The 23,821-nt window shown below is 56.9% G+C and carries 21 protein-coding genes; 10 read left to right on the top strand and 11 right to left on the bottom strand.

From position 1 onward, the window contains the following. The first annotated feature begins 24 nt into the window (after positions 1–24). Both rpmB and rpmG read left to right on the top strand, forming a co-directional pair. Positions 25–261, top strand: coding sequence for a 50S ribosomal protein L28 (gene rpmB, locus AC222A_RS09460; protein WP_372748257.1), 237 nt, complete (start codon positions 25–27; stop codon positions 259–261). A gap of 11 nt (positions 262–272) precedes the next feature. After that, positions 273–443 carry a 50S ribosomal protein L33 gene (gene rpmG / locus AC222A_RS09455; protein ID WP_372748258.1) on the top strand — a complete coding sequence of 57 codons (171 nt, stop codon included), beginning with the start codon at positions 273–275 and terminating at the stop codon, positions 441–443. Between the two features lie 63 nt (positions 444–506). Here rpmG and AC222A_RS09450 read toward each other — a convergent pair whose 3' ends face one another. Further along, complete coding sequence (locus tag AC222A_RS09450) at positions 507–959, bottom strand: SRPBCC family protein (protein WP_372748259.1); 453 nt, start codon at positions 957–959, stop codon at positions 507–509. Positions 960–1,044: 85 nt separating this feature from the next. On the opposite strand from AC222A_RS09450, the gene AC222A_RS09445 reads away from it, so the two are divergent. From AC222A_RS09445 to AC222A_RS09435, 3 genes are read left to right on the top strand one after another with little or no spacing between them, the layout of a single operon-like run. Then, a complete protein-coding gene (locus AC222A_RS09445) occupies positions 1,045–1,941 on the top strand; it encodes an alpha/beta fold hydrolase (RefSeq protein WP_372748260.1) in 897 nt (298 codons plus the stop codon). 19 nt (positions 1,942–1,960) lie between these two features. Beyond that, positions 1,961–3,115, top strand: coding sequence for an iron-containing alcohol dehydrogenase (locus AC222A_RS09440; protein ID WP_486774894.1), 1,155 nt, complete (start codon positions 1,961–1,963; stop codon positions 3,113–3,115). 8 nt (positions 3,116–3,123) lie between these two features. Then, positions 3,124–3,567 carry an acyl-CoA thioesterase gene (locus AC222A_RS09435; protein ID WP_372758545.1) on the top strand — a complete coding sequence of 148 codons (444 nt, stop codon included), beginning with the start codon at positions 3,124–3,126 and terminating at the stop codon, positions 3,565–3,567. Here AC222A_RS09435 and AC222A_RS09430 read toward each other — a convergent pair. The 3 genes from AC222A_RS09430 to truC all read right to left on the bottom strand — a co-directional run bounded on the left by AC222A_RS09430 (position 3,540) and on the right by truC (position 6,228). Then, complete coding sequence (locus tag AC222A_RS09430) at positions 3,540–4,421, bottom strand: alpha/beta hydrolase fold domain-containing protein (RefSeq protein WP_372748638.1); 882 nt, start codon at positions 4,419–4,421, stop codon at positions 3,540–3,542. The genes AC222A_RS09435 and AC222A_RS09430 overlap by 28 nt on opposite strands. Positions 4,422–4,469: 48 nt before the next feature. Then, positions 4,470–5,309, bottom strand: coding sequence for an acyl-CoA thioesterase (locus AC222A_RS09425; RefSeq protein ID WP_372748639.1), 840 nt, complete (start codon positions 5,307–5,309; stop codon positions 4,470–4,472). Between the two features lie 172 nt (positions 5,310–5,481). After that, positions 5,482–6,228 carry a tRNA pseudouridine(65) synthase TruC gene (gene truC / locus AC222A_RS09420; protein ID WP_486774893.1) on the bottom strand — a complete coding sequence of 249 codons (747 nt, stop codon included), beginning with the start codon at positions 6,226–6,228 and terminating at the stop codon, positions 5,482–5,484. Between the two features lie 116 nt (positions 6,229–6,344). Between truC and AC222A_RS09415 the strand changes: the two genes are divergently transcribed. Beyond that, the gene (locus AC222A_RS09415) at positions 6,345–7,004 is read left to right on the top strand and encodes a glutathione S-transferase family protein (protein WP_486774892.1); all 660 of its coding nucleotides are present in this window, start codon (positions 6,345–6,347) and stop codon (positions 7,002–7,004) included. 74 nt (positions 7,005–7,078) lie between these two features. Here AC222A_RS09415 and AC222A_RS09410 read toward each other — a convergent pair whose 3' ends face one another. Together AC222A_RS09410 and AC222A_RS09405 are read right to left on the bottom strand one after the other, a co-directional pair. Beyond that, a complete protein-coding gene (locus AC222A_RS09410) occupies positions 7,079–9,013 on the bottom strand; it encodes a flavin-containing monooxygenase (protein ID WP_372758544.1) in 1,935 nt (644 codons plus the stop codon). A gap of 115 nt (positions 9,014–9,128) precedes the next feature. After that, complete coding sequence (locus tag AC222A_RS09405) at positions 9,129–9,317, bottom strand: hypothetical protein (RefSeq protein ID WP_372748643.1); 189 nt, start codon at positions 9,315–9,317, stop codon at positions 9,129–9,131. A gap of 91 nt (positions 9,318–9,408) precedes the next feature. Here AC222A_RS09405 and AC222A_RS09400 point away from each other — a divergent pair, with 91 nt between their 5' ends. The 4 genes from AC222A_RS09400 (at position 9,409) to AC222A_RS09385 (ending at position 13,335) form a co-directional block, all read left to right on the top strand. Next, positions 9,409–10,665: a dicarboxylate/amino acid:cation symporter gene (locus AC222A_RS09400; protein WP_372748644.1), complete on the top strand. Its 1,257-nt coding sequence runs from the start codon at positions 9,409–9,411 to the stop codon at positions 10,663–10,665. Further along, entirely contained in the window at positions 10,662–11,234 is a 573-nt protein-coding gene (locus tag AC222A_RS09395; protein ID WP_372748645.1) for an NUDIX domain-containing protein, read from the top strand. Before AC222A_RS09400 ends, AC222A_RS09395 begins: the two co-directional genes overlap by 4 nt. A 77-nt stretch (positions 11,235–11,311) precedes the next feature. Then, positions 11,312–12,607: an amino-acid N-acetyltransferase gene (gene argA / locus AC222A_RS09390; protein WP_372758819.1), complete on the top strand. Its 1,296-nt coding sequence runs from the start codon at positions 11,312–11,314 to the stop codon at positions 12,605–12,607. Further along, positions 12,607–13,335 (top strand): 16S rRNA (uracil(1498)-N(3))-methyltransferase, encoded by a 729-nt coding sequence (locus AC222A_RS09385; RefSeq protein ID WP_372749951.1) that lies wholly within the window; start codon positions 12,607–12,609, stop codon positions 13,333–13,335. The genes argA and AC222A_RS09385 overlap by 1 nt, the downstream gene beginning before the upstream one ends. A 133-nt stretch (positions 13,336–13,468) precedes the next feature. On the opposite strand, the gene AC222A_RS09380 is transcribed toward AC222A_RS09385, so the two are convergent. From AC222A_RS09380 to AC222A_RS09360, 5 genes are read right to left on the bottom strand one after another with little or no spacing between them, the layout of a single operon-like run. Beyond that, the gene (locus AC222A_RS09380) at positions 13,469–13,951 is read right to left on the bottom strand and encodes a chemotaxis protein CheW (RefSeq protein WP_372749950.1); all 483 of its coding nucleotides are present in this window, start codon (positions 13,949–13,951) and stop codon (positions 13,469–13,471) included. Between the two features lie 11 nt (positions 13,952–13,962). Then, on the bottom strand, positions 13,963–14,880 hold the full coding sequence (locus AC222A_RS09375) for a chemotaxis protein CheB (protein ID WP_372749949.1): 918 nt from the start codon (positions 14,878–14,880) through the stop codon (positions 13,963–13,965). 25 nt (positions 14,881–14,905) lie between these two features. Beyond that, positions 14,906–20,809: a hybrid sensor histidine kinase/response regulator gene (locus AC222A_RS09370; protein ID WP_486774891.1), complete on the bottom strand. Its 5,904-nt coding sequence runs from the start codon at positions 20,807–20,809 to the stop codon at positions 14,906–14,908. A 12-nt stretch (positions 20,810–20,821) separates the two neighbouring features. After that, positions 20,822–21,655, bottom strand: coding sequence for a CheR family methyltransferase (locus AC222A_RS09365; RefSeq protein ID WP_486774890.1), 834 nt, complete (start codon positions 21,653–21,655; stop codon positions 20,822–20,824). Between the two features lie 47 nt (positions 21,656–21,702). Beyond that, on the bottom strand, positions 21,703–23,790 hold the full coding sequence (locus AC222A_RS09360; protein WP_486774889.1) for a methyl-accepting chemotaxis protein: 2,088 nt from the start codon (positions 23,788–23,790) through the stop codon (positions 21,703–21,705). Between the last annotated feature and the right edge of the window lie 31 nt (positions 23,791–23,821).

Raw genomic sequence — 23,821 nt, 5'->3', positions numbered from 1 at the left:
GTCTGAAAGACGAGCGAGAGTATCATGTCCAGAGTGTGTCAGGTTACTGGTAAGCGTCCCGTAACCGGAAACAATGTATCCCACGCCAAAAACCGCACCAAGCGTCGTTTTTTGCCGAACCTGCACAGACATCGCTTCTGGCTGGAAAGCGAAAAGCGCTTTGTGACCCTGCGAGTATCGAGCAAAGGTATGCGCATCATCGACAAGAAGGGCATCGACGCTGTTGTTAGCGATCTGCGTGCCCGCGGCGAAAAGGTATAAGGTAGAACATCATGGCCAAGAAAGGTGTAACCGAAAAAATTCGTCTGGTGTCCTCTGCTGGCACCGGCCACTTCTATACCACGTACAAGAACAAGCGTAACTCGCCTGACAAGTTCGAGTTCAAGAAGTACGATCCGGTTGTTCGCAAGCACGTGATCTACAAGGAAGCCAAGATCAAGTAATTGATCGGCGACCTGACGCATCGCGAAAGCCCGGCGCTGCCCGGGCTTTTTTGTGCGCGCGTGCTACGCGTTTGATGACGCCCGCCGCTCCGCCTCATCAGCGATGCCTTGGCTCATACGGCGAAAACCGTCGCGCAGGAAGTGCCCGAGCAACAACCCCACCACCGGTGCAAACCAGCCACTGAGCTCAAAACTGGAGAGATACCGGGTGCGCCCGTCCGCCAGCGCTTCAATGCGGTGTGATCGATAACTCTTCATGGCTCCCAACGGCGCCGGCTTTATGCCGTAACTCAACAACACCCCGGGCTCATGCTCAAAGATGTATTCTCTCTGCGCTTGCGCCACAAATGGCAGAACCCGCACACGCATGTCTATTGGGTCACCAACTTTCAGCGTGGAACGACAGGTCTCCACAAACGTATTCCAACGCGGATAGGCCTCAAGATCCGTGAGAACTTCCCACACCTGCGCGGCCGAAGCCTCAATTTCGTGACTATATCGAATGGTAATTGGCATTATTTCCCGACCTGGCAAGAGCAGTGCTGTGCAATGGACGGCAATTTTGCCATAGTTGGCCACAACTTTTGAGAACTTCGGACACATGCAGAGTAACGGAACCAATATCAGCGGCATCGACCAGTGGCTGGAAGCAGGCACCTTTTTTGCCGTCGACGGCCACAAGCTCTTTTACCGGGACAGCGGCCCGAGCGACAAGCCCGTGGTCTTGCTTATCCACGGCTTCCCCACCAGCAGTTGGGACTGGTACAAACTGTGGCCCTTACTGGAAGAACACTACCGCCTCATCGCGCTGGATATGCTTGGCTTTGGCTTCAGCGACAAACCGCGCGACCACACCTACAGCATTCACCAGCAGGCCGACATCGTCGAGGACCTGATCTGCGCACTGGAGATTGATCGCTTTCACGTATTGGCCCATGACTATGGTGATACGGTTGCCCAGGAACTGCTCTACCGACAAAACACCGGCAAGGGCAAGGGGCACTGGCTCTCCGTCTGCCTGCTCAACGGCGGTCTGTTTCCAGAGACCCACCGCGCCCGCCTGATACAGAAATTACTGGAAGGTCCACTCGGCGCTTACATTTCCCGACTATTCGGCAAAAAACAGTTTGAGCGCAGCTTTACCGCCATCTTTGGCACGGCAAGCCGACCCAGCCAGACAGAACTTAACGCTTTCTGGGAATTGATATGCCGCCAACACGGCAATCAGATTCTTCACAAGCTGATTCACTACATGGCTGATCGCCGCAAAAACCGGGAACGCTGGCTGCTTGCGCTGCGCGATAGCTGCGTACCGGTGATGCTGATCAACGGCAACGCCGACCCGGTATCTGGCTCGCATATGGTCGCGCGCTACCGGGAACTGGTCCGACCCAACGACACGATTGTCGACCTGCCGGAGATTGGCCACTACCCACAGGTTGAAACACCCAGCGCCGTGGCCTCTGCCTACCACAGTTTTGTGCAGGAGCAATCGTAACCATCTACGAAGGGATGCAATCATGAACTTCCAGTTTGAAACCTGCCGCCGGATTGTTTTTGAAAACGGGGCCAGCCGCCAACTTCCCGAGCTCTGCCAGGCCTTGGCCCGAAAACACTTGCTGCTCGTTACCGATCCGGGCCTGAAAGCCACGGGTATCGTGGAACGCATCCAGCAGCTCCTTGAGCAGGGCGGCCTTGCGGTCAGCCTGTACAGCGACGTTCAGGCCGATCCACCGGAAGCCGTGGTGCTCGCTGCTGCTGCGTTTGCTCGCGAACAAGGCATCGATGGCGTGATCGGTCTCGGTGGCGGCAGCTCCATGGATGTAGCCAAACTCATTGCGGTGCTCGCCTACTCGAACCAATCACTGACGCAAATGTACGGTATTGGCAATGTGCAGGGCGAGCGCCTGCCACTGATCCAAATACCCACCACCGCCGGCACCGGCTCGGAAGTCACTCCGATTGCCATCGTCACCACCGGCGAAACCACGAAGATGGGGGTAGTCTCGCCTCAACTACTGCCAGACATCGCCTTGCTCGACCCGGAGCTAACTCTCGGCCTGCCACCAGCGGTAACCGCCGCCACCGGGATAGACGCCATGGTGCACGCCATAGAGGCCTACACCTCCAAACTGAAGAAAAACCCATACTCCGATATGCTGGCCAGACAGGCGCTGACTCTAATGGCCGCCAACCTGCCCATCGCCATCAATGAAGGCAACAACATTGAAGCCCGTAGCAACATGCTGCTCGGCGCCTGCCTTGCCGGTCAGGCCTTTGCCAACGCACCAGTGGCCGCTGTACATGCACTGGCCTATCCACTGGGCGGGCACTACCACATACCGCACGGTTTAAGTAACTCGCTAGTGCTGCCGGCCGTTCTGGAATTTAACGCCAGCGTCGCCGCAAACCACTACGCCGAACTCCTGCCCTGCCTGCAGCCAGGGGTGCAGATTTTGTCACCGCACACCGCCTGTGATCAGTTCATTGCCGCCATGCGCAAGTTAGTCGCCCAAGCGCCGCTGCCGCAAACCCTGAAAGAGGCCGGCGTACCGGAAAGCGACCTACCGATGCTGGCGAGCGATGCCATGCTGCAACAGAGGTTACTGGTAAATAATCCGCGGGAAGTCAGCGAGGCTGACGCACTGACCATCTATCGATCGGCATTTTAGGGAATACCATGACACCCAAGGATCGCGCCTACTACAAACGCTTCTACCCCATCACCACCCGCTGGATGGACAACGACATCTATGGACACGTGAACAACGTTACCTACTATTCCTATTTTGATAGCGCAGCCAATCGCTTTCTCATTGAAGAGTGCGGCCTGGACATACACAGTGGTGACATTATTGGGTTCGTGGTGTCATCAGGCTGCGAGTACTACACGCCGGTTGCATATCCGCAGCAACTGGAAGCCGGACTGGCAATTGAAAAGCTGGGTAACAGCTCGGTGCGCTACAACATCGGAATTTTCAAGGCCGGAGAAGATTACGCTGCTGCGAGCGGTCACTTTACCCATGTTTTTGTCACCCGGGCACAGCAGAAGTCGGTACGCATACCCGACGTCATGCGCGCAGCCATGGCCAACATTCAGTGCAACGACTCCGGCGAACGCTGAAGAAATCGCATACTCGCGTCAATCGCTGACCCGCTGAGAGCAAAGGCCGTAAAGTGCCCCCTCAATCGGAGCAGGTATAGTTCTGCCGGAACACCTTGTTGCCGAAGCGCCGCATAGAAATCGGTCGCGTGATCGTCGGCAACCAGCAAATCAGCCGCTCCGTGGTAGATAAAGAATGGCGGCGCATTGTCGTGAACGTGAACAACCGGTGACGCCTGAGCAAAGGCCTCGGGCATCTGTTCTATCGTCCCACCCAAAAACTGCGGCACCAGCCGACCGCCTGTAAATTTGCGCAGATCAGATGGCGTTCCCCCTGCCACCACCGCGTAGGGACGAGTAACAGCGCCACCGTAAGGAACATCCAGATCGCTTGCGGTGCCTGCCACCAAGCCCAACAAACTCACCAGATGGGCTCCGGCGGAATAGCCCAATGCCGCCACCCGCGACCGATCAATCGCGAATTCATCCGCGCGCTGGTGAATCCAGTGCATGGCCTGCTGCAGATCGTGGAGCTGCGCCGGAAAACGATACTGCGGCGCAAACCGGTAGGCGATATTTACCGCGACGAAGCCGTTGGTCGCAAGGCGCTCGCTAATACCCGCCATATCCTCGGGAGAGCGCCCTTCCCAGCCTCCACCGTGTACTACCAGTACCGCCGGGAACGGCCCTGCGCCCAGAGGTCGATAGACATCTGCCAGCAAGGGCTCCGGCCAGCGGTCTGGGCTATAACGCAGTCCGCGCACTACCTGATAGTCAGTTTGCTGCAGCTCGACCTCGGCAGCCCCCGGCGGCACCCCTTTATGGGACGCACAGGCTGACAGGAAGAGTAAGGCGGGTAAAATGAGCAAACGCACGATGAGGAAATCTCCGAACTTAAAGCGCCTTATACGTGCGGAGTGGGCCTACCGGTTTTTCAGCCGCAGCAAGCCCTCCTGAGTCACCGCCGCCACCAGTTCACCCGAGCGATTATAGATACGTCCGCGACACCAGGCCCGCCCATTGGCTGCCACATCGCTGTGCGTTTCATAGAGCAGCCAGTCATCCACCCGAAAAGGTCGGTAAAACCAGAGCGCGTGGTCGAGTGAGATGGTTGCCAGTTCCGGGTTAAGAAAGGAAACGGCGTGCGGGTTCAGCGCTGTGATCAGAATCGGATTATCCGACGCATAGGCCAACAACTGCTGATGTGTTGCCAGATCGTCGCCGATGATATCCGTCGCCTTGAACCAGCTGTAGGACACCGCCTCACTGGGCTGCAGATTATCCAGGTCTTGCGGATTAACTTTCCTGAACTCAATGGGCCAGTTGCCCTCACGATTCGGGAAGTATTTCTTCAAGCGCTCATCGTCGCTGACCAGCGCTTCGGGCGGCGGCACATCAGGCATCGTACACGCGTGCTCGAACCCCTCTTCCGTCACCTGGTAGGACAGCATCGCACTAAAAATGGCCTTGCCATATTGCCGGGCGACCACCCGCCGAGTGACAAAGCTGCGACCGTCGCGAATCGGGTCCACTTCGTACACCACCTGCCGGCTCGGGTCGCCCATGCGCAAGAAATAAGCATGCATGGAGTGTAGCGTGAATGTTTCAGACACAGTGCGTCCAGCAGCGCTTAAAGCCTGCGCTAGCACCTGCCCGCCGTATATGCGACCACCACTGTTATGGGCCGCTCGGCCGGTGTACAGATTGGTATCAATCTCTTCAAGCTGGTTACAGACCAGCAATTCGGCTAACGCTTTATGCACGTGTGGACTCCTGAAATACAGCAGGCTTTCTACCACCCGCCGTCGCAATTTACCACCGCCGAAAACGCCCAACGAATCTGCACCCACGCTGATACATACTGCATTGCAATTAGCGCAGAGCACACCCTGAACAGAGCAGCCTTGCGCTAGATGCCCACAGTAGCAACCACTGCTATGGCGGCGTGCCCCCGGACAAATATTTGCCCCAGCCGAAACCTTCGCACAGCCGGATAAAATCCTCACCCGGGTGAGCAGATAGCCTCACTTCATCCGCACTTAGCGGATGCTGGAAACGCATTTCGACGCACGCCAGCAATAATCGATGGCAGTGGTATTGCGTCTGAAAAAAGCGATTGTGAACACCCTTTCCATGCTTGGCATCACCAATAACAGGGTGCGCGATATGTTTCATATGCCGTCGGATCTGGTGTTTGCGGCCGGTTTTGGGAATCGCTTCAACCAGTGAATAGCGCGTCTGCGGATAGCGCTCAACGTGCACCGGCAACTCAACCCTCGCCAGACAACGAAAGTGTGTCAGCGCAGGCTGGGGTGGCTTGTCCTGACGGGCCCGGCTATCCGTCATTTTGTCCAGCTCCTCCTTCAAAGGGTGATCAATCGCGCCATTGTCAGGCGCAAAACCACGAACCACAGCCAGGTAGCGCTTATAGACGCCTTGTTCGGCAAACTGCGTCGAGACGGCGCGAGCCATTTCAGGTGACAGTGCAAATAACAAAACCCCGGACGTGGGCTTGTCGAGTCGATGCACCGGATAAACCTTTTGCCCGATCTGATCCCTGACCAGCTGCAGCGCGAACCGGGTTTCGCGGCGATCAATGGCACTGCGATGCACCAGCAGGCCGCTGGGCTTGTTGATCGCAACAAAGTGATCGTCGCGATAGAGAATATCCAAGACAGACAAAGGCAGGCACCGGCAAAAACAGGCATTATACCTGCGGAGGCCTTGTGCATTCATGCACTCGACGCCGCGCGAAAATGGCGCTAGCTTGTTGAACCACACAACAGAGGATTTTCACGATGAGCACACTCACCCTCTACGGCGCTCACATTTCTCCTTATGTGCGCAAAGTTCGTGCAGCCCTGGCATACAAGGGGCTCGACTACGAACACGTTTTTGTTGTTCCGGTTGGTGACGATCAGCCAGAAGAGTTCAAGGCCAACAGTCCGCTGGGCAAAATACCGCTGCTGCGCATTGGGGATCGCTACCTGAGTGATTCATCCGTTATATGCGCCTGGCTGGAGCGGGAATATCCCGACAGGCCGCTATTGCCAACCGACAACTTTGAAGCAGCGCGTGCGCTGTGGTTTGAAGAATACGCCGGCAGCGTTATGACGACGGCCATGGGTGGGCACCTGTTTGCCGAAGTGGTGCTCGCCCGCCTGGTATTTAAACGCGACCCGATACAGGCGGATATCGACAAAGCCATCAACCAGGAAATACCGGCGATATTTGACTACCTCGAATCAGAGATAGCCAGCGATTATCTTCTGGCGTCCGGTTTTTCTCTAGCCGACATTGCCGTGGGCGCAATCAGTGTAGCCATGCTGCACAGCAGCCATGCCTGCGATGCTGCGCGATGGCCCAAAACCGCTGCCTACCTTGGCCGCATTCAAAACCATGAGATCTTTGCTTCACTGATCGCCGAAGAACGAGCAATGCTGGCCAGTTTTGGTTGACACCGGAAATCGGTCTGACCGCGTAAGTTTCTACGCTACGTGGTCGCCTGACTGATTCGGCCTGATCGCAGCGTTCACGTGAACGCATAGTCGTCGGGGTTAATTGCCTTAGTCCACTCCCAGAAATCACGCAGACGCCAGGGAGACAGCACGGTAACTTTGCCAGCCTCATTCTGATACCAGCTATGCTTCACCGTCGGGTGCGACCAGACCATATTCGACAACTCATTTTGCAACTTCAACTGATAATCTCGATGCACCGTGTGTTTTACCTCAAGCGCTTTCGCGCCTTCTTGCAGTAGGGTTTTGATTCCAGACAGGGCGTAGCGCACTTCACACTCTGAATTGAATATCAGGCTGCCGCCAAAGGCGAGGTTGGTACCCGGACCATAGAGACAGAACAGGTTGGGGAAGTTTGGCACAGTGATACCCAAGTAGGCCTCAGGCTCGTCACCCCACTGCTCACGAAGTGTCATCCCGCCGCGACCGACAATCTCCATCGGCCAGAGAAATCGGTTAGCGTGAAAACCCGTGGCATAAACAATAATATCTGCCTCAAACAGCTCACCATGAGCGTCGACAATACCCGCCTCAGTGATCTCGCGAATGCCTTCGGTTCGCAGTTCAACATGGGGTTTAGTCAGCGCAGTCAGCCAGCTGCCGTTATCCTGCAGCGTACGCTTGGCCAGCGGCACATAGTCTGGAATCACTTTATCCAGCAATGCCTCATCATCACCCACCTGCTGTTTCATCCAGTCGGTAAACACCTCGCGCACCATCTCGTTCATTTCATTGATAGAGCGTTCCTGGTGGGGCCAGTCTGGATCAATTTTCAGGCTCGGCAACAGACCGTCGCAGGCGGGCCAGAACAACAGGAAGCGGTACCAGCGTGAATAGAATGGCAGTTTTTTCATACACCACTGGGCACCGCTTTCTACCTTGCGGTGATAGTCGACGTTGGGAAACATCCACGGCGCAGAACGCTGATACACCTTCAGCTCGGCGACCTTATCAGCAATGGCAGGCACCAGCTGAAAAGCACTGGCTCCCGTACCGATAACAGCGACCCGTTTGCCGGCGTAATCCACATCACTACGCCATTGGGCCGAGTGCATGGCGATCCCCTTGAACCGATCTCGTCCTTCAATATCAGGCAATTTGGGTCGGTTTAGCTGACCTACCGCACTAATGAGTGCGTTGCTCGTGTGCGTTTGTTTCTGACCATCGGCATCACGACAGGTCACCTGCCACTGGCTATTTGCTTCATCGTAGGCCGCGCTCACCACTTCGCTGTTAAAACGAAAGTGCTCGCGAATACCAAACCGATCCAGGCAATCTTCAAAATACTGCTGCAACTCTGGCTGCTGGGCAAAGTATTCGCTCCAATTGTGATTGGGGGCGAATGAGTAACAGTAAAAATGATTGCCAACATCCACCCGGCAGCCGGGATAACGGTTCTCATACCAGGTGCCGCCCACCCCCGCGTTTTTCTCAATCACGGTGAACGACAGGCCAGCCTCCTTCAAGCGAATGGCAGACAGTACTCCGGACATACCACCGCCGATGACGGTGACATGAAAACCTGATCGCTGCTCCACCGGAATGGCGTCCCAGTCTAGTTGCCGCGCATCGCCATCGAGCTCCATTTCCTCGAGCATCATGGGTACGTAGTCCATGGGCACTTCTTCAGCCACCAGGAAACTCATCATTCGGCGAATGGTTTCGTGATCACTGAGCTGAACAGGCTTACATCCGCCATCGCGGTAGCGTTTGATCACCTCGAGCGCCTGGGCACGCACTGCGGCCTTGTCCTCGTCCGACATGTAACCCTGCACTTCGTTGAGGTAAACCCCGAGCGGCCTGATTGCACCATCCAGCAAGGCGGTGTCACCACTCATATGAATCATGGAGAGCATCAATGTGGGAATAGAGGCGTCGGTCAGAGCCTCGGCGATAAACGCGTCATCTTCAGTAATGGGCTCCAATGCCGGAGCCAGCGCCTGGGTCATGGTGTCATCCGTTATCTGCTTACTATTACCTTGAGCATACGGAGGCTAGATACCCAGCGAAATTACAGCTGTGTTATTTTGGCCGGCGGGAGCCCCACCGGCGGCTTCGCGCCAGTTACGCGCCAGGGTTACCCCGGTCGCGGGGCCAGTCTGAAAACGCGAGAAAAAACAGAAAGCCAATATTCACCAGCGGAATAAGTAGCAACAACGACAGCCAACCGGAATAGCCTGCTTTCTCGCAGATTTTCCAGAACGGGACTACGATCAGTAATAGGGTCAGCAAAATACCCAGATTTATTTCCATTAAACTCTCCCTGACTTGAGCGATGGGATCAGTGGCGCGAGAAGGCCTCGCGCGTTAAAGTGCAGTGTCGGGCCATATTGTTGAAAATTCTATGAAAAAAGTCGCGCTTCACTGGCAAATTGCCATCGCCATTATACTCGCCGTTATTGTTGCCAGCCTCACAGGTCGCGAGGCCGGGCTGGGCGATCTAACGTTTTACGCCATTTACGCCTTCCTGGGCACCCTTTTTCTCAATGCGCTGAAGATGATTATTGTGCCGCTGGTCACCGCCTCCATCATTAGCGGTATTGCCAATATCGGCAACAACGAGGGCCTAGGGAAGCTGGGCGGCAAAACCATCGCGTTTTATTTAACCAGTAGCCTGCTGGCGATTCTGGTGGGCCTCGCAGCGGTAAATATTTTGCAGCCTGGGGTTGGCTCCAATCTCGCCGATGGTCTTAGCGGCGACCAGTCAGTGTCAGACGTACTTTCCAAAGTTGAGGGTAAAAGCACCGCAGACATCGTGGATGTTTTCATTCGCATGGTTCCCCCCAACATCATTGCGGCAGCGGCTGACGGGCAAATGCTTGGCCTGATTTTCTTCAGCCTCCTGTTCGGGTACTTCCTGGCGCAAAGCCGTTCACCGCAGACCGACACGGTGCGCGATTTCTTTAATGGCCTGATGGACATCATGACCCTGATCACTCTCTGGGTAATGAAGTTCGCGCCCCTCGGAGTTTTCGGTCTGGTCGCAAAAACGGTGGCCGATACCGGTTTTGCCAGCTTCAAACCGGTGCTGGTGTTTTTCTTCACCGTGGCAATCGCCTTGGCCATTCACGCGTTTATCACCATGCCCCTGTTACTGAAGTATATTGGCCGAATCAACCCCACCAAACACTATCAGGCCATGTCACCGGCAATGCTGACAGCGTTTTCCACGGCCTCCAGCTCCGCCACCCTGCCCTTGACCATGGAATGCATGGAGGAGGCCGGTGTTTCCCAGCGAGTTCGCGGTTTTGTCCTGCCACTGGGGGCCACTGTGAACATGGATGGCACCGCCCTCTACGAATGCGTAGCCGCCATTTTTATTGCACAGGCCTTTGGTATTGAGCTGAGCTTTGTCCAGCAATTTACCATCGTGGTGGTCGCCCTCCTCACCTCGATTGGCGTCGCCGGTATACCGGCCGCGAGCCTGGTAGCCATTTCCATCATATTGGGGGTCATCGGACTACCACTGGAGGGTATCGGCTTGCTGATGATTACCGATCGGGTATTGGACATGATGCGCACTGCCGTCAACGTATTCAGTGACACCTGCGCCACCGTGATTATTGCCCGCAGTGAAGGCGAAAAAACCAAACTGGTATGAACTACTGTCCGGAATGCGGCATAGCACTCACCGCCCAAAGTTATCAAGGGCGCGGCGAAGTTCTGCTGTGCCCCGCCGGACACGCATGCTATCCGCCCGGCCCGAAAATTCTGGTAGCGGCCTTTGTCAATTGCGGTGAAAAATTGCTCTGGATGAAGCGCGGCAACCCGCCCCGGGCAGGACACTGGGCGATTCCTGCCGGCTTTATGGAAAATGGTGAAACCCTGCGTGAAGCCGTGTCACGCGAACTGCGCGAAGAAACCTGTGTGCACATTCCGCCAGAAAACTTCAGCCCTTACATGATCGGCTCCATCAGTTTTATCAGCGAGGTTTACATCGGGCTACACGCCAGCGTGGACACTACGGCTTGTGCCTGCGGCGAAGAGGCCCTCGACGTCGGCTTTTTCAGAGAAGACGAAATCGACTGGGCCGAGGTTGCCTACCCCAGCGCCAACGACGCCGTTAAAACCGCCTACCGCGAAGCCAGGGAAAATCGCTTTGGCATCTACCACGGCGATTTTACCGACATGATTGACCGCCTCGACCTGGTTCTCCCACCGCCACCGTAAACCTGTAACGGCACTGAAAAAGCGCTTGTATCCCCTTGTTACTGTGCCCAAAATAGCCCCAAGACACAGGGGAAACCATGGCCGACGACACCTCCTATATCAAGTGGTTCCGCAATTCCGCGCCCTACATCAATGCGCATCGCGGCAAAACGTTCGTGCTGATGATCAGCGGCGAGGCGATCGAACACACGAACTTTGACAATATCATCCACGATATCGCCCTGCTCAACAGCCTGGGGGTAAACCTGGTGCTGGTACACGGTGCCCGTCCGCAGATTGAATCGCGGGTGCAGCAGCAAGGTATCGACAGCCGCTTTCATCAGGACCTGCGCATCACCGATGCCGGTACGCTGGCGTGTGTATGCGATGCGGCCGGCTCCGTGCGGGCGCATATTGAAGCCCTGCTGTCGATGGGCGTTGCCAATTCGCCCATGCACGGCGCCGCGATACGGGTGGTATCGGGCAACTATGTGACCGCCAAACCTTTTGGGGTGATAGACGGGGTCGATCTGGAGCACACCGGTCAGGTGCGCCGGGTAGACGCAGACGCCATCCACCGTCAGCTGGCCCAGGACAACGTGGTGCTTATTTCACCGTTGGGGTACTCCCCCACCGGAGAAATTTTCAATATTGCCCTGGAAGATATCGTGGTTGAGACCGCCGCAGCGATTAAGGCCGACAAACTGATTGTCTTTGATGAACTGCCCGGCGTGATCTGCGAGGGAGACCTGATCCGAGAATGCGAGCTCAGCGAGGCCCGCGATCTGCTGCCCACGGCAGAAAACGACTACGCCTTACTGACGGTGATCCGCGCGGCAGAACGCGGCATTCCACGCTGCCACCTGATTGGCTTCGCCGAAGATGGCGCGCTGCTGGAAGAACTGTACACCCGCGATGGGGCCGGCACGCTGGTCTCCAATGACCACTACGAAGAACTGGCCACCGCCACGATCGATGACGTGGGCGGCATCCTGGAAATCATTGCACCGTTGGAACACAGTGGCGTACTGGTCAAGCGTTCTCGCGAAGTACTGGAAACCGAGATCCACTGCTTTCGGGTCATCCGTCGCGACGGCGTAGTGATCGCCTGCGCCGCGCTATACCCCTACCCCGAACAAGCCACGGGCGAGGTTGCCTGCGTGGCCACGCACCCAGACTACCGTCGCAGTGATCGCGGCGAACGCCTGCTGCGCTCGCTGGAAAAATACGCGCGCCAGCAGCGCTTGCAGTCGGTGTTTGTGCTTACCACGCAAACGGCACACTGGTTTCAGGAGCAGGGTTTCGCGCCCAGCAGTATTGAAGCGCTGCCGCCCGGCAAGCAGCAGCTCTACAATTTTCAACGCAACTCCAAGGTGTTTGTAAAACAGCTCTGATGCGCATCCCAAGAATTTACACTGATCAGGCGCTCAACCCAGGCACAGAAATCACTTTGGAGGAAAGCTCCTCCCGCCATCTGTGCGCCGTGTTACGCCTGCAGGCGGGTGACGCCCTCACCCTGTTTAATGGCGATGGCTGCAGCTATCAGGCGTCCATTCGGCAGCCCGACAAAAAGAAAGCGTCGGTTGCAATTGGCGAGTGCAGCACACAGGACCCTCGCTCCCCACTGAGCATTCACCTCGGTATCGCCCTGTCCAAAGGCGATCGCTTTGAATGGGTTCTGCAGAAAGCCACCGAGCTAGGCGCAGCCCGAATAACCCCGTTGTATACCCAGCGCGTCGATGTAAAACTCAATCGCGAACGAACCGAAAAAAAACAGCGCCACTGGCAGCAGATCATCGCCAGCGCCTGCGAGCAATGCGGCCGCAATAGCCTGCCGTACCTAGATTCACCCGCCCAGCTGCCAGACTGGCTCAACAATGTGCAAGCTGACCAGAAATGGGTGCTTTCGCCCGCCCATCACGACGATTTCAACACAGCGTCGACACCCGCGTCGGCGGCGCTGCTGATTGGCCCCGAGGGTGGGCTAGACGATAGCGAAGTGGAGCTGGCGCTGCGCTCGGGCTTTAAAGCCCTACAGCTTGGGCCACGGGTACTGCGCACGGAGACTGCGCCGATTGCTGCAATCAGTATCTTGCAGTATCGGTGGGGAGATCTGGGGTAACTGTTGGTTTGCTAAAGCTAACGGGCAATGTAAGTTGCCCGCTGGAAAGCATGGCGGCTCATCGAGCTGCAGTCGAACCCCGCTGCACTGCTAATCACTGAATGGCTGACTGGTTGATGCCTGCAAACGGCCCCTATTGATTCATCAAAACTCGGCAAATTTGAGCCTCTATCACCACCAGATCGGGGATAACCGCCGCCTCTCCCGCCAACAGCACCTGAGATGATTCAACATGTCCGGGCACAGCGGTGTCGTCCCGGGCAACATCCTCTTCCAGTATCCGCGCTTGGCGCGGCATGCCGCTGCAGCGAATACCGTAGAACGGAAGTTCTTCTCGACCACCGATACCGTTAAGGATGGCGACATGCCCCTTGTCCTCAACCAGATCATCCGCATCACCGTTTAGGCGTTCAAAGGAGATCAATGGCACCTTCTGCCCGCGCCAGTCAATCAATCCCAACATCCAGGGCGGTGCCGACGCCAGCGGCTGTACGGTAGAGATGACAACAAATTCGGCTACATTAACGTTGGGCACAAGCAACTGTTTTTGTTGCGAAGGCAGCATCAGTACGGGTACCGAATCCGTGAACTGAATTTTTCTTAGCGTCTGTTCCATGATTTAGCCTCTTATGACTTGGCTGCATTTCTGAGCCGGGACGCCAGCGTGGCCGCAAGCTCTCGCGGTGTACCACTAACGCCCACGACACCCGTGCGGTTTGCCGCCTCGGGCATGGTGGCAATGAGACAGCTCTCAGGCGACTGACTCCACACTTGGCCACCCACACGGTTGACCAGTACCGCCGCACGCTCACCGTCGTTGCAGGTGCCACTGAATACAATCAGTCCCAGCCGCTCGCGATACAGGCGCGCCAGATCGGCGGCGACTTCGTCAATTCCCGGTCTGAACTTTCCCAGCCAAGGTTTACTCGCCGGGATGACGCGCTGAAAAGGCAGAAACCGGGGGCGTTTTTCCGGCGCGACAATCAGTATCCTACCGACACCCAGACGCGTTTCGCCATCAAATTTGAAAGCCTCGAAAGGCGTCTGTCGATTCAGGTGTGTCACCAGCGCCTGATCAAAGGCCTCCTCAATGTGCTGCACGTAGACAAAGGCCACTGGCAAATCGCCAGGCAAAGCCGCCAGAAACTCAGTCACCGCCTCCGGCCCGCCCAGTGAGGCGGCCAGCAGCCAGATCTGTTGCGGTGGCAGGATGACCGGCGGGCTGAGTGTAGGCAGCAGCGTGGCATTGAGCTTGGTCATCAACTGATTCAGCCAGCGCGTGTGTGCGTCGCGATCTTCCGGCCATTCGTTAAGCACCAGCGTCGGCGCTGACGACACGCTGCCGATATAATCCAGCGCACGTTCCACCTGTCGCTCCGGCAACAAAATCAGCCAGGCTTGCGGCGCTTCTTCCAGCGATGGATAGAGGATTTCCAGGTGCGGCGCATCACAGCTCAGCAACACGTAGTGGGCGGCTTTCACCAGCTGATTTTCCAGCCACTGTCGCCGCCGGACATCATCAACCACCAAGGCAAGTTGGGACATGTTCTAACCTGCCATTAACAAGAGATCAGGACTCTACCGCCTCATCGGACACTTCCGATATCGCCTGAAGCAGTGTGATTTCCTGGTATGGCTTACCCAGATACTTATTGACGCCCAGGTTATATGCCCGCTCACGGTGTTTGTCACCAGTACGTGAGGTAATCATGATGATCGGGATATCCTGCAACCGACTGGTGTGGCGCACCCGGCTGGCAACTTCAAATCCGTCCATTCGCGGCATTTCGATATCCAGCAGCATGACGTCCGGCAGCTGCTCACAGGTCTGCAGCTGAGTTACCGCATCAACACCGTCTTTCGCCAGCATGACGTCAAAACCTTGCCGCTCCAACAGCCGCGAAGTCACTTTGCGAACCGTAACCGAGTCATCAACCACCATTACCAGACGGTTGCGCTGCTCTATACGCTGCGCACTTTGCTCCAACGCAAGGTCGCGGCCTCGCTGGAGCTCTGAACGCACCAGTGCCGGTATATCAACAATAACAACCACACTGCCGTCGCCAAGTACCGTCGCGCCGGACAGGCCGTGCACATGACTGAACTGCGGCCCCAGTGCTTTTACAACAATCTCGCGTGAACCCAGAATGCTGTCTATCTGCACGGCTGTCGGCCGGTCGGTACCACGCGCCAGCAACACCGGTCGCGGTTCGGTCTGACCTTCCAGGTGGGGAGACAGGCTGGTGCGCAACAGAGTACCCAGGTAATTCAGCGAGTAACTCTGATTGGCGTATTCAAACGGCGGCGCATCCGGCTGATAGTAAACTTCCAGTTCATAGGGGCTCACCCGCACCACACCTTCAACGGTGTTGATAGGAATCGCAAAAATGTCGCCCCCTATACTAACCATCAGTGCGCGGTTAACCGATACCGTAAAGGGCAACCGTATTGTGAAACGCGTTCCCTTACCGCGTGTTGAATCGACCGCAATACTGCCGCCGAGTTGTTTTATCTCGCTGTAGACCACGTCCATGCCGACGCCGCGACCGGAGATCTGGGTAACTTCGCTGGCGGTGGAGAAACCCGCTTCAAACAAGAAATCGGCCAGACGCTCCTGAGAAACCTGCTCACCCTCCTCCAGCAGCCCCATGGCTATCGCTTTTTTGCGGACGGCGTCGAAATCGATGCCGGCGCCGTCATCGCTGAGCACTATCAGCACATCGCCGCCTTCACGGCCAAAACGCATACTGATATTGCCGACCGGAGCTTTATCCGCAGCACGGCGCGCTTCCGCCGATTCAATACCATGGTCTACCGCATTACGCAGCATATGCTCCAGCGGCGGAATAATCCGCTCCAGCACCGTTCGGTCCAATTCGCCCTCGGCGTTATAGACCTTGAACTCCACTCGCTTGCCAAGCTCCAGACTGATCTGCCTGACAATACGGCGAAGGCGCGGCACCATGCGGGTAAAGTGAACCATGCGCGAGCGCATGAGGCCTTCTTGCAGTTCAGTATTGATTCGCCCCTGTTGAATCAACAGGGTTTCCATATCCCGGGTGCGCTCGCCCAACGTCTGACGTATATCGATCAGATCCGAGGACGATTCCATCAGCGAGCGCGATAGCTGCTGCAACTGGGAATAGCGGTCAAACTCCAGGGGGTCGAACCCTTCCTGTTCAGACCCCACCTGCTCCTGACGGAACAGAATCTGGGCCTCGGTTTCAATGTCGAGTCGCCGCACCTGTTCCTGCAGGCGCTCAACGGTCATCGACATCTCATCCAGCGATGCGGTCAGCTCCGAGACCTGTTCTTCTGCTCGGCCGCGCGATATCGACGTTTCACCAGCAAGGTTAACCAGGTTTTCCATCAGCTGGGCGGAGACCTTGATCATCTCCTGCGGCATCTGCGAATCGGCACTCGCAGGTCGCTCTACAGCGTCACCTGACGTCGGAACAAGGGCGCCGGGCTGCGGTGCATCGCTGAGCTCGCTTTTTGCGGCCACAGCGGGCAGCAGAGGCTCACTCACCCATTTGCGGTTGCCGCTGCGAACGGCGGTCAAACCTTCGTTGATGCGATCCTGATAGGCCAGCATTTGCGACAGAAAATCATCGTCCCGACGATCGGTCTGTTCAATGTAGGCTTCAAATTCGTGACACAGGTCGCCAAGCCCGGACAGCCCAGCCAGTCGGGCACCTCCCTTAAAGGTATGGAGGTGACGCTGCAACAGTTCCAGGTGTTCTGCATTACTGCGATCACCGGTCCAGTATTGGAGGGCATCGTCGATTGCTTCCACCAGATCGTCGGCTTCCTCCAGGAAGATTTCGACCACCTCGCTGTCGGCATCGCTTTGCTGCTCTACCAGCGCCGGTGTCTCCTCTGGCGGCTCTGCCAGCACAATCGGTTCACTCAGCAGCGGGGGTTCAATGACCGCTGCAGGTGTCTCAGCGGAGAAAGTCTCGCCGCGTTTAATCGCCTCAACACCAGTGACCAGCGCATCCTGGAATACGTGCAGACGCGGCAGAAACTGGTCACTGTTGGATTCACCACTGGCTATCGCTGACTCGACAAAGCTTTCAAACTCATGGGTATAGGCGCCCAGCTTTGTCAGCCCAGCCATGCGCGCACCACCTTTGATGGTGTGCAGGTGACGCAATAGGTTGTTGAGATCACTCTGGCTGCCATCGCTGTCGGACCAGGCATTGATGGCTTCGTCGACACCTTCCAGCAGCTCGTCGGCTTCCTCGAGGAAAATTGCAGTCACTTCCGGGTCGGCTTCTTCGTCCTCAACGGCCGACGCTTCCAACGTGATGTTTTCTGGCTCTGGCTCTGAGAACGTCTCGGTCGCAATCTCAGGCGTGGGCTCCGGCGGCACCGTAATGTCTATCTCTTCGACATCCGCTGTTTCATCCGCATCCCATCCCTGCGCGACATCGTTGAGCGCGGTGCGGTAATCAAACTCTCGTAACTGCGCCACCAGGGCATCATTGATGTCGGGCTTCTGTTCCGCGGCCAATTGGTTCAGCATGGCATCGAGGGAATCGGTTGCGCGACGGCACAGATCGACAGCCTCATCAGGAACCGGGTTTACTGCATCTTGCATAATGATCTGAAGTGCGCCGGCCAGCTCCGCAATCGCATCCAGACTGCGGATGCTTTCTGCCCGCTTGGAGATATGGCCTGCGGTTTCCGACAGCCGGTGCAGACTCTGGGCATCGGCATAATGCTCCAGGGTATGGGCCATGGCGGCCAGGGTGTCACCCGTGCTCACCATAAAGGCGTCGAGTTCACCCGGTGCAATTCTATCTTCTTCCCGAGCATCAGCTGCCGATTGAGCGTTCATCAACAAGCGGCGGTGCAGGGAGTCGATGCGCCCGAGCAACACGTCACTTTTTGCAACCTGGACGCCTTCGCCGGCCGCAATTCTGTCAATGGCGGCCCCTATCGCATTCACGGCATCGCGCAACAGCATCAAGGCGTCAACGTCGGCCATCGCACGCAATGCCCGCATTTCCTTAACAAACCGCTCCAAAGGCGATACAACGGTGGCAACCTCCACCATTTCAGCCATATTGGCCGCGCCTTTCAGGGTGTGCAGGGACCGCTGCATAGCATCGGGTAATTCAATGGGGGCTTCGGCCCGGCTCAGAAAATTTTCGACGACCTGCAGGTGAATACGCGCCTCGGCGACAAAGATTTCCGACAGCGCGTCGTCCGTTTCGTCCCCTGGTGGCTCGGGCACTGCGGCCACCTGTGCCGAGGAATCGTCTCCGGTTTGCGCGTCTTGTGCCTCCGACTGCGCACCCACATCGCGCTGCAGTGCCGATAGATCGGGCGATGCCTCTTCAGCCAGTGCGTCAGCTTGCGCCGCAATCGCTCGCGCCTCTTCCACCTTGTCATGGCGTCGAGCTTTGAATCCTGCAATAAGCGACGGCAGCAGTGCCAGTGATTGGTCAATCACATCAAGGCGCTGTGCATCCAGCCTGAAACGGCCCTCAACCACACGGTTGAGCATGTTTTCAATCGACCAGGCCAACTCACCAATTTGCAAGGCATTAACCATGCGGCCGCTGCCTTTCAGGGTATGAAATCCACGACGCACTTCGCCCAGCGCGTTTTCATCGGAGGGTGCCGTGCTCAGTGTTGGCCGGTGCTCATTGATGGTGTCGAGCACTTCATCGGCTTCTTCGATAAAGATTTCGACCAGTTCTTCGTCAACAGCATCATCGCCGTCATCAGCCTCAACCGAAGTTTCGGTTGGCGCTGCAGAGGTCGCTGCAACGGTAACGGGCTCCGCTGGCGCTGCCTGTACCGACGAGACTTCGGTGCGATCGTTATCGTCGTCCAATAATTGAGCAGGCATATCGGTGGGATAGCCCAGCTGCTCTATGCAGCGCTCGGCAACTGACAAGATATCATCGTCGACGCCGCCAAAATCACTGGCGCAACGCTCCAGATAGTAATCCACCGCCGTGAGAGAATCGGCCAAGGCATCGAGGGTTTGCCAGTCTGGCGTGTGGGGGTCATCGAGCAACTGCTCGCTGACAAAGCGTCGACAACTTTGCAGCACATCGGCGGCACGCCCCAGCTCCGCCAACAACAGGCTGCCGGAAATACTGGTCAATAATTCCGGTAACTCTTTGAGATAGTCAGTGTTCCACTGGTTGGCAACGAAGTTGACGACCGCTTCCTTGGCAAGCTCCAGCCCGTTACGCGATTCGCGAACCACGGACAGATAGGCTCGGTCGAGTTGTTGCTGGGCTTCCTCACTGCCGTTGAATAAAACACGCTCACCAACCGGCTCATGCACCTCGCCAAGGGTCGATGCAAGTTGCCGCAGATCAACATCGAGACCGCGCCCGCCAGCCGCCGCCTCATCAAAGCGCAGTGTCAGCGCGCGCAGCGTTTTAAACTGCTCTGTCAGACCCAGCACGGCTGCCGCCTGCTGCACGTTTTGCAACCGCTGCAGGTTGGTGTCGTCATAACCGCCGCTTTTCAACGCATTCGCCAGCAGCGAGCACTCCACAGAAAGTGCCTCATGAATGGCCTTGGCGCCGCTATCAGGCTGATCGCCGGTCAGCGCCGGCAACCCGGCGGCAGTTTTGTAACGCTGCTTTACGTCGCGTATGTAGTTGGAGTTGCCGCGGCAGGTTGCCACATAAAACAGCATGTCACGCAGCAGCGCCTCCGGCAGTGGCCGCTCCAGTACCGCTGGCCCGGCCTCAACAAACAGCCGTATCTCCTTGTCGACCCGACGCAGCAGGCTACGCACCGCAAAGCCGCTGTGGATAGAATTGTTCAACAAGCCTTCGAGCAGGGCGATGCAAACCACCCACACATCCTGCACGGCGTGGCCGCGACAGATCTTCGCGGCCCGGGCGCAGACTTTGGCCATGTAGTTCAGGTTTTTACGGGTTTCGTGGCCGCGGTAGTATCCCAGCAGTGCGACCTGATACATCTGCCGCAACTTTTTGGCAACATCGAGAAACTCGCCTTCCGCCAGTCGCAAGGGCGCTTCATCGGTACGTGTACCTGCGGCCATATCCGGCAGAAAAACGCTTCCGGTAGCCAACAGGGGCTGACTGCGCACTGCGCGCAGCTCATTGATGGCAAGGATCAATTCGGAGGGGAATTCGCGTTGCGCTTCTCGAACCTTTTCAAGATAGCGCGGCATATCGGCCAACGCTCGCTGCAGCGCGATCATCGCGTCAGACAGCATGGAGTCCGGCAGGGTTCGGTCCAGCAGTGCCTTGACCAGCTCTTCCATCTCTTCAGCCAGCAGGGCTACGCCGAAAAACTCAACGATTTGCAGGCTGCCCTGAACCTCATGAATATGGGCCAGGCAGAAATGCAGGCGGGTGCTGTCATTGGGGTCGTCGATATAGGATTGCAACGCACTTTGCGCCGCCTCCAGGGATTCAGCAATCTCCCCGGCCACCCAATCTAGCCCCACGTAATCGCGACGTTCCGTCATTATCTTCTCGTCTTAATCATTCGCACGACGCTCGAAAACCTGCACATTTTCGCCCGCTTTGCGTACGAGGTCCGGATGCTGCCAGCCTCGTCCCTCACTGGCACCGATGACCAAAATACCTCCCGGCTTCAGTCTGCGCACCAGGTTATTCAACACCTGGCGCTGGCGCCAACCTCGAAAATACACCAGCACATTCTGGCAAAAAATCACATCCATGCTGGATCTCGGCGTGCTTTGCGGATCCAGCAGGTTAGATTGCAAAAAACAAACGCGCGATGCCAGTTGTGGCTGCACCCGATAATTCAGCCGATCGGCGGACTCCATATAGCGCGTTCTCAGGCTGTCCGGCAGCTCCTGCAAACGACGCACATGAAAGCTCGCCTGCCGGGCACTGCGGATCGCCGCACTGCTGATATCGCTGCCAATGACCCCGTAGTAAACACGTTCGCCACTGGCCTCGATCAGATCCGCCGTCACCATCGCCATGGTGTAGGCTTCCTCACCGGTTGAGCAGCCAGCACTCCACAGATCGAGCGTCAGTTTCTTGTCCGGCGCCGCCGCGATGCGGGTCTGCACATACTGTGCAAGTACCCGATAAGCCGCTGGGGTGCGGTAAAAACGAGTTTCCTTTACAGCCAGATGGTCGACCAGCCAATTGCCCTTGCCGTGCCACGGTTGCGATTCCGCACGCCGCAAAATCAGGTCAGCTTCTTCACCATCGGCTTTGCCTAGCCAGGGCTGCAGGCCCTTCTGAAGTATATGGCGGTGCTGTGACAGATTGATGCCTGTCTGCGCTTCCAGCACAGCCTGCCAGCGACCAAGTTCGTCATCATTCACATTGACCATATGCGGTGGCCACAGACCCTCCTGCCCGAAGGCAGTGCGCCTGTATATCAGGCCTCTTCCTCATACACACCGTCATTCTCATATTCAGCATCCGAACGTTCGGTTTCGGCCTGCTGCGGCAGCTTAAAGCCCGCTACCGAACGTCGCAATTCGTCAGTCATCTCTGCGAGATTACCGATAGACCGTGCCGTTTCGGTGGTACCTGCAGAAGTTTGCGAGGTGATCTCCTGAATAACATGCATCGTGTTGGAAATGTGACCCGCCGAGGCCGCCTGCTGCCGCGCTGCGTTCGAGATGTTCTGAATCAATTCCGCCAGTTCCTGCGATACCTTCTCGATCTCTTCCAGAGCCGCACCAGCGTCCTGGGCCAGACGAGCACCACGCACCACCTCGGTGGTGGTCTGCTCCATTGAGATAACGGCTTCGTTGGTATCTGACTGGATGGTTTTAACCAGTGCTTCAATCTGCTTGGTTGCGCCCGAAGAACGTTCCGCAAGGCGCTGAACCTCGTCCGCAACAACCGCGAAACCGCGGCCCGCGTCACCGGCCATCGAGGCCTGAATCGCTGCGTTCAATGCGAGGATGTTGGTCTGGTCGGCGATGTCGTTGATCAACGATACGATATCCCCGATCTCCTGCGAGGATTCACCCAGTCGCTTGATCCGCTTCGAGGTTTCCTGAATCTGCTCACGAATGTTATCCATGCCTTTGATGGTGTTCTGTACCATCTCGGCGCCAGTGTTGGCGATTGATACCGAGCGCTTCGCAACCGCGGCGGACTCGACGGCGTTTGACGATACCTGGTCGATGGTCACCGCCATTTCATTGACCGCCGCCGATGCACCGGCAATTTCCTGCGCCTGGTTTTCAGAAGCTTCGGCCAGCGTCAGTGCGGTTTGCTGGGAGTTCTGCGCCGCGCCGGATACGCGCAGTGCGGTGTCGTTAATCTGTGATACCAGCACCCGAAGCTGGTCAATGGTGTAGTTGATAGAGTCTGCGATGGCGCCGGTAAAGTCTTCCGATACCGTTGCCGTTGTGGTCAGGTCCCCGTCTGCCAGATCGGCCAGCTCGTCCAGCAGTCGCAGGATCGCGCTCTGGTTCCGGTCATTGGTCTGGGCGGTTTCCTGCAGTCGCAACTGGGTATTGCGGAACGATTGAATACCGATAAGCGCCAGTGAAATGGGAATAAGAATGACAAAGCCAAGAGCCGTGGTGGTAGATAGCAGCCGCTTGTCTTCCAGGTTGTCTATGGCGCTCGATAGTTTGTTGGTGGCTTCCTGTACCTTGGGCGCATCAACAATAATGGATTCTGCAGCGGTGGTCGCTTCCAGCAAACTGGGTGAGGCCTGGAAGATATCGTCAACGGAGCTTGCCACGAATTCAAACAGCTGGCTGATTTCCTGCAAGCTCTGCTGGGCCTCGGGGTCTTTAACCTGGCTGACCTGCATCGCCGGGTTGCCTTCGATCATACCGCGCAGAACGGTACCAAAGGTGCTCGCGTCGATGTTGAACTGGTCAGCTGCAATGGGCGCGTCCTGCCCACCATCAAGCATGCGGTCTACGTTACGCGCGATCCGCTCTGCCAGCCAGGATTGGCGCTGGGCCACAGCCACCTGATCGGCCGGCGCATTGCGATCCAGCAGAATCTCCACAACGTTATTGTATTCCTGCTGAAGTACCGGAATAGATTCGTTGAGCGTCAGGGCAACCTCGTGCAGGAAGATGATCCGCTCTTTGTTGGTAATGATGGTTTGCGCTGCCTCACTAACCCGCTCCCAGTCTGAATCCAGCGCATTGAGCTCGGATGACAGCAGTTCGCGAGGTGACGGCAGATCGCGAGCACCGCGCTCCAACACGGTCAGCGCCTGCTCAAAACGCTCGCGAGCATTGGCCAGCGACTCAAAAGCCTCACCGTCACCGGCTGCTGCCTCGCGAGAGCTGGTTTCAATCTGCTGCGTATACAGCCTGAGATCCGCGGTCAGTTCCAGATAACGCTGATCGTAGCTGGCATCGCGCAGTACGATATAGGCGTTAATACCGGCGCCGATAAAGCCGGCCAGCATCAGCACAATAAACAAACTGATGGAGCGATTCGCACGCAAGCGCGAAACGCCGCTGTCTTTACTTAATTTCATTCTCCGGACTCCAGGCCGTCTAGACTGTGGC

It is taken from the genome of Litorivivens sp., assembly GCF_057445395.1.
This window is presented reverse-complemented; position numbering and strand designations above follow the sequence as displayed.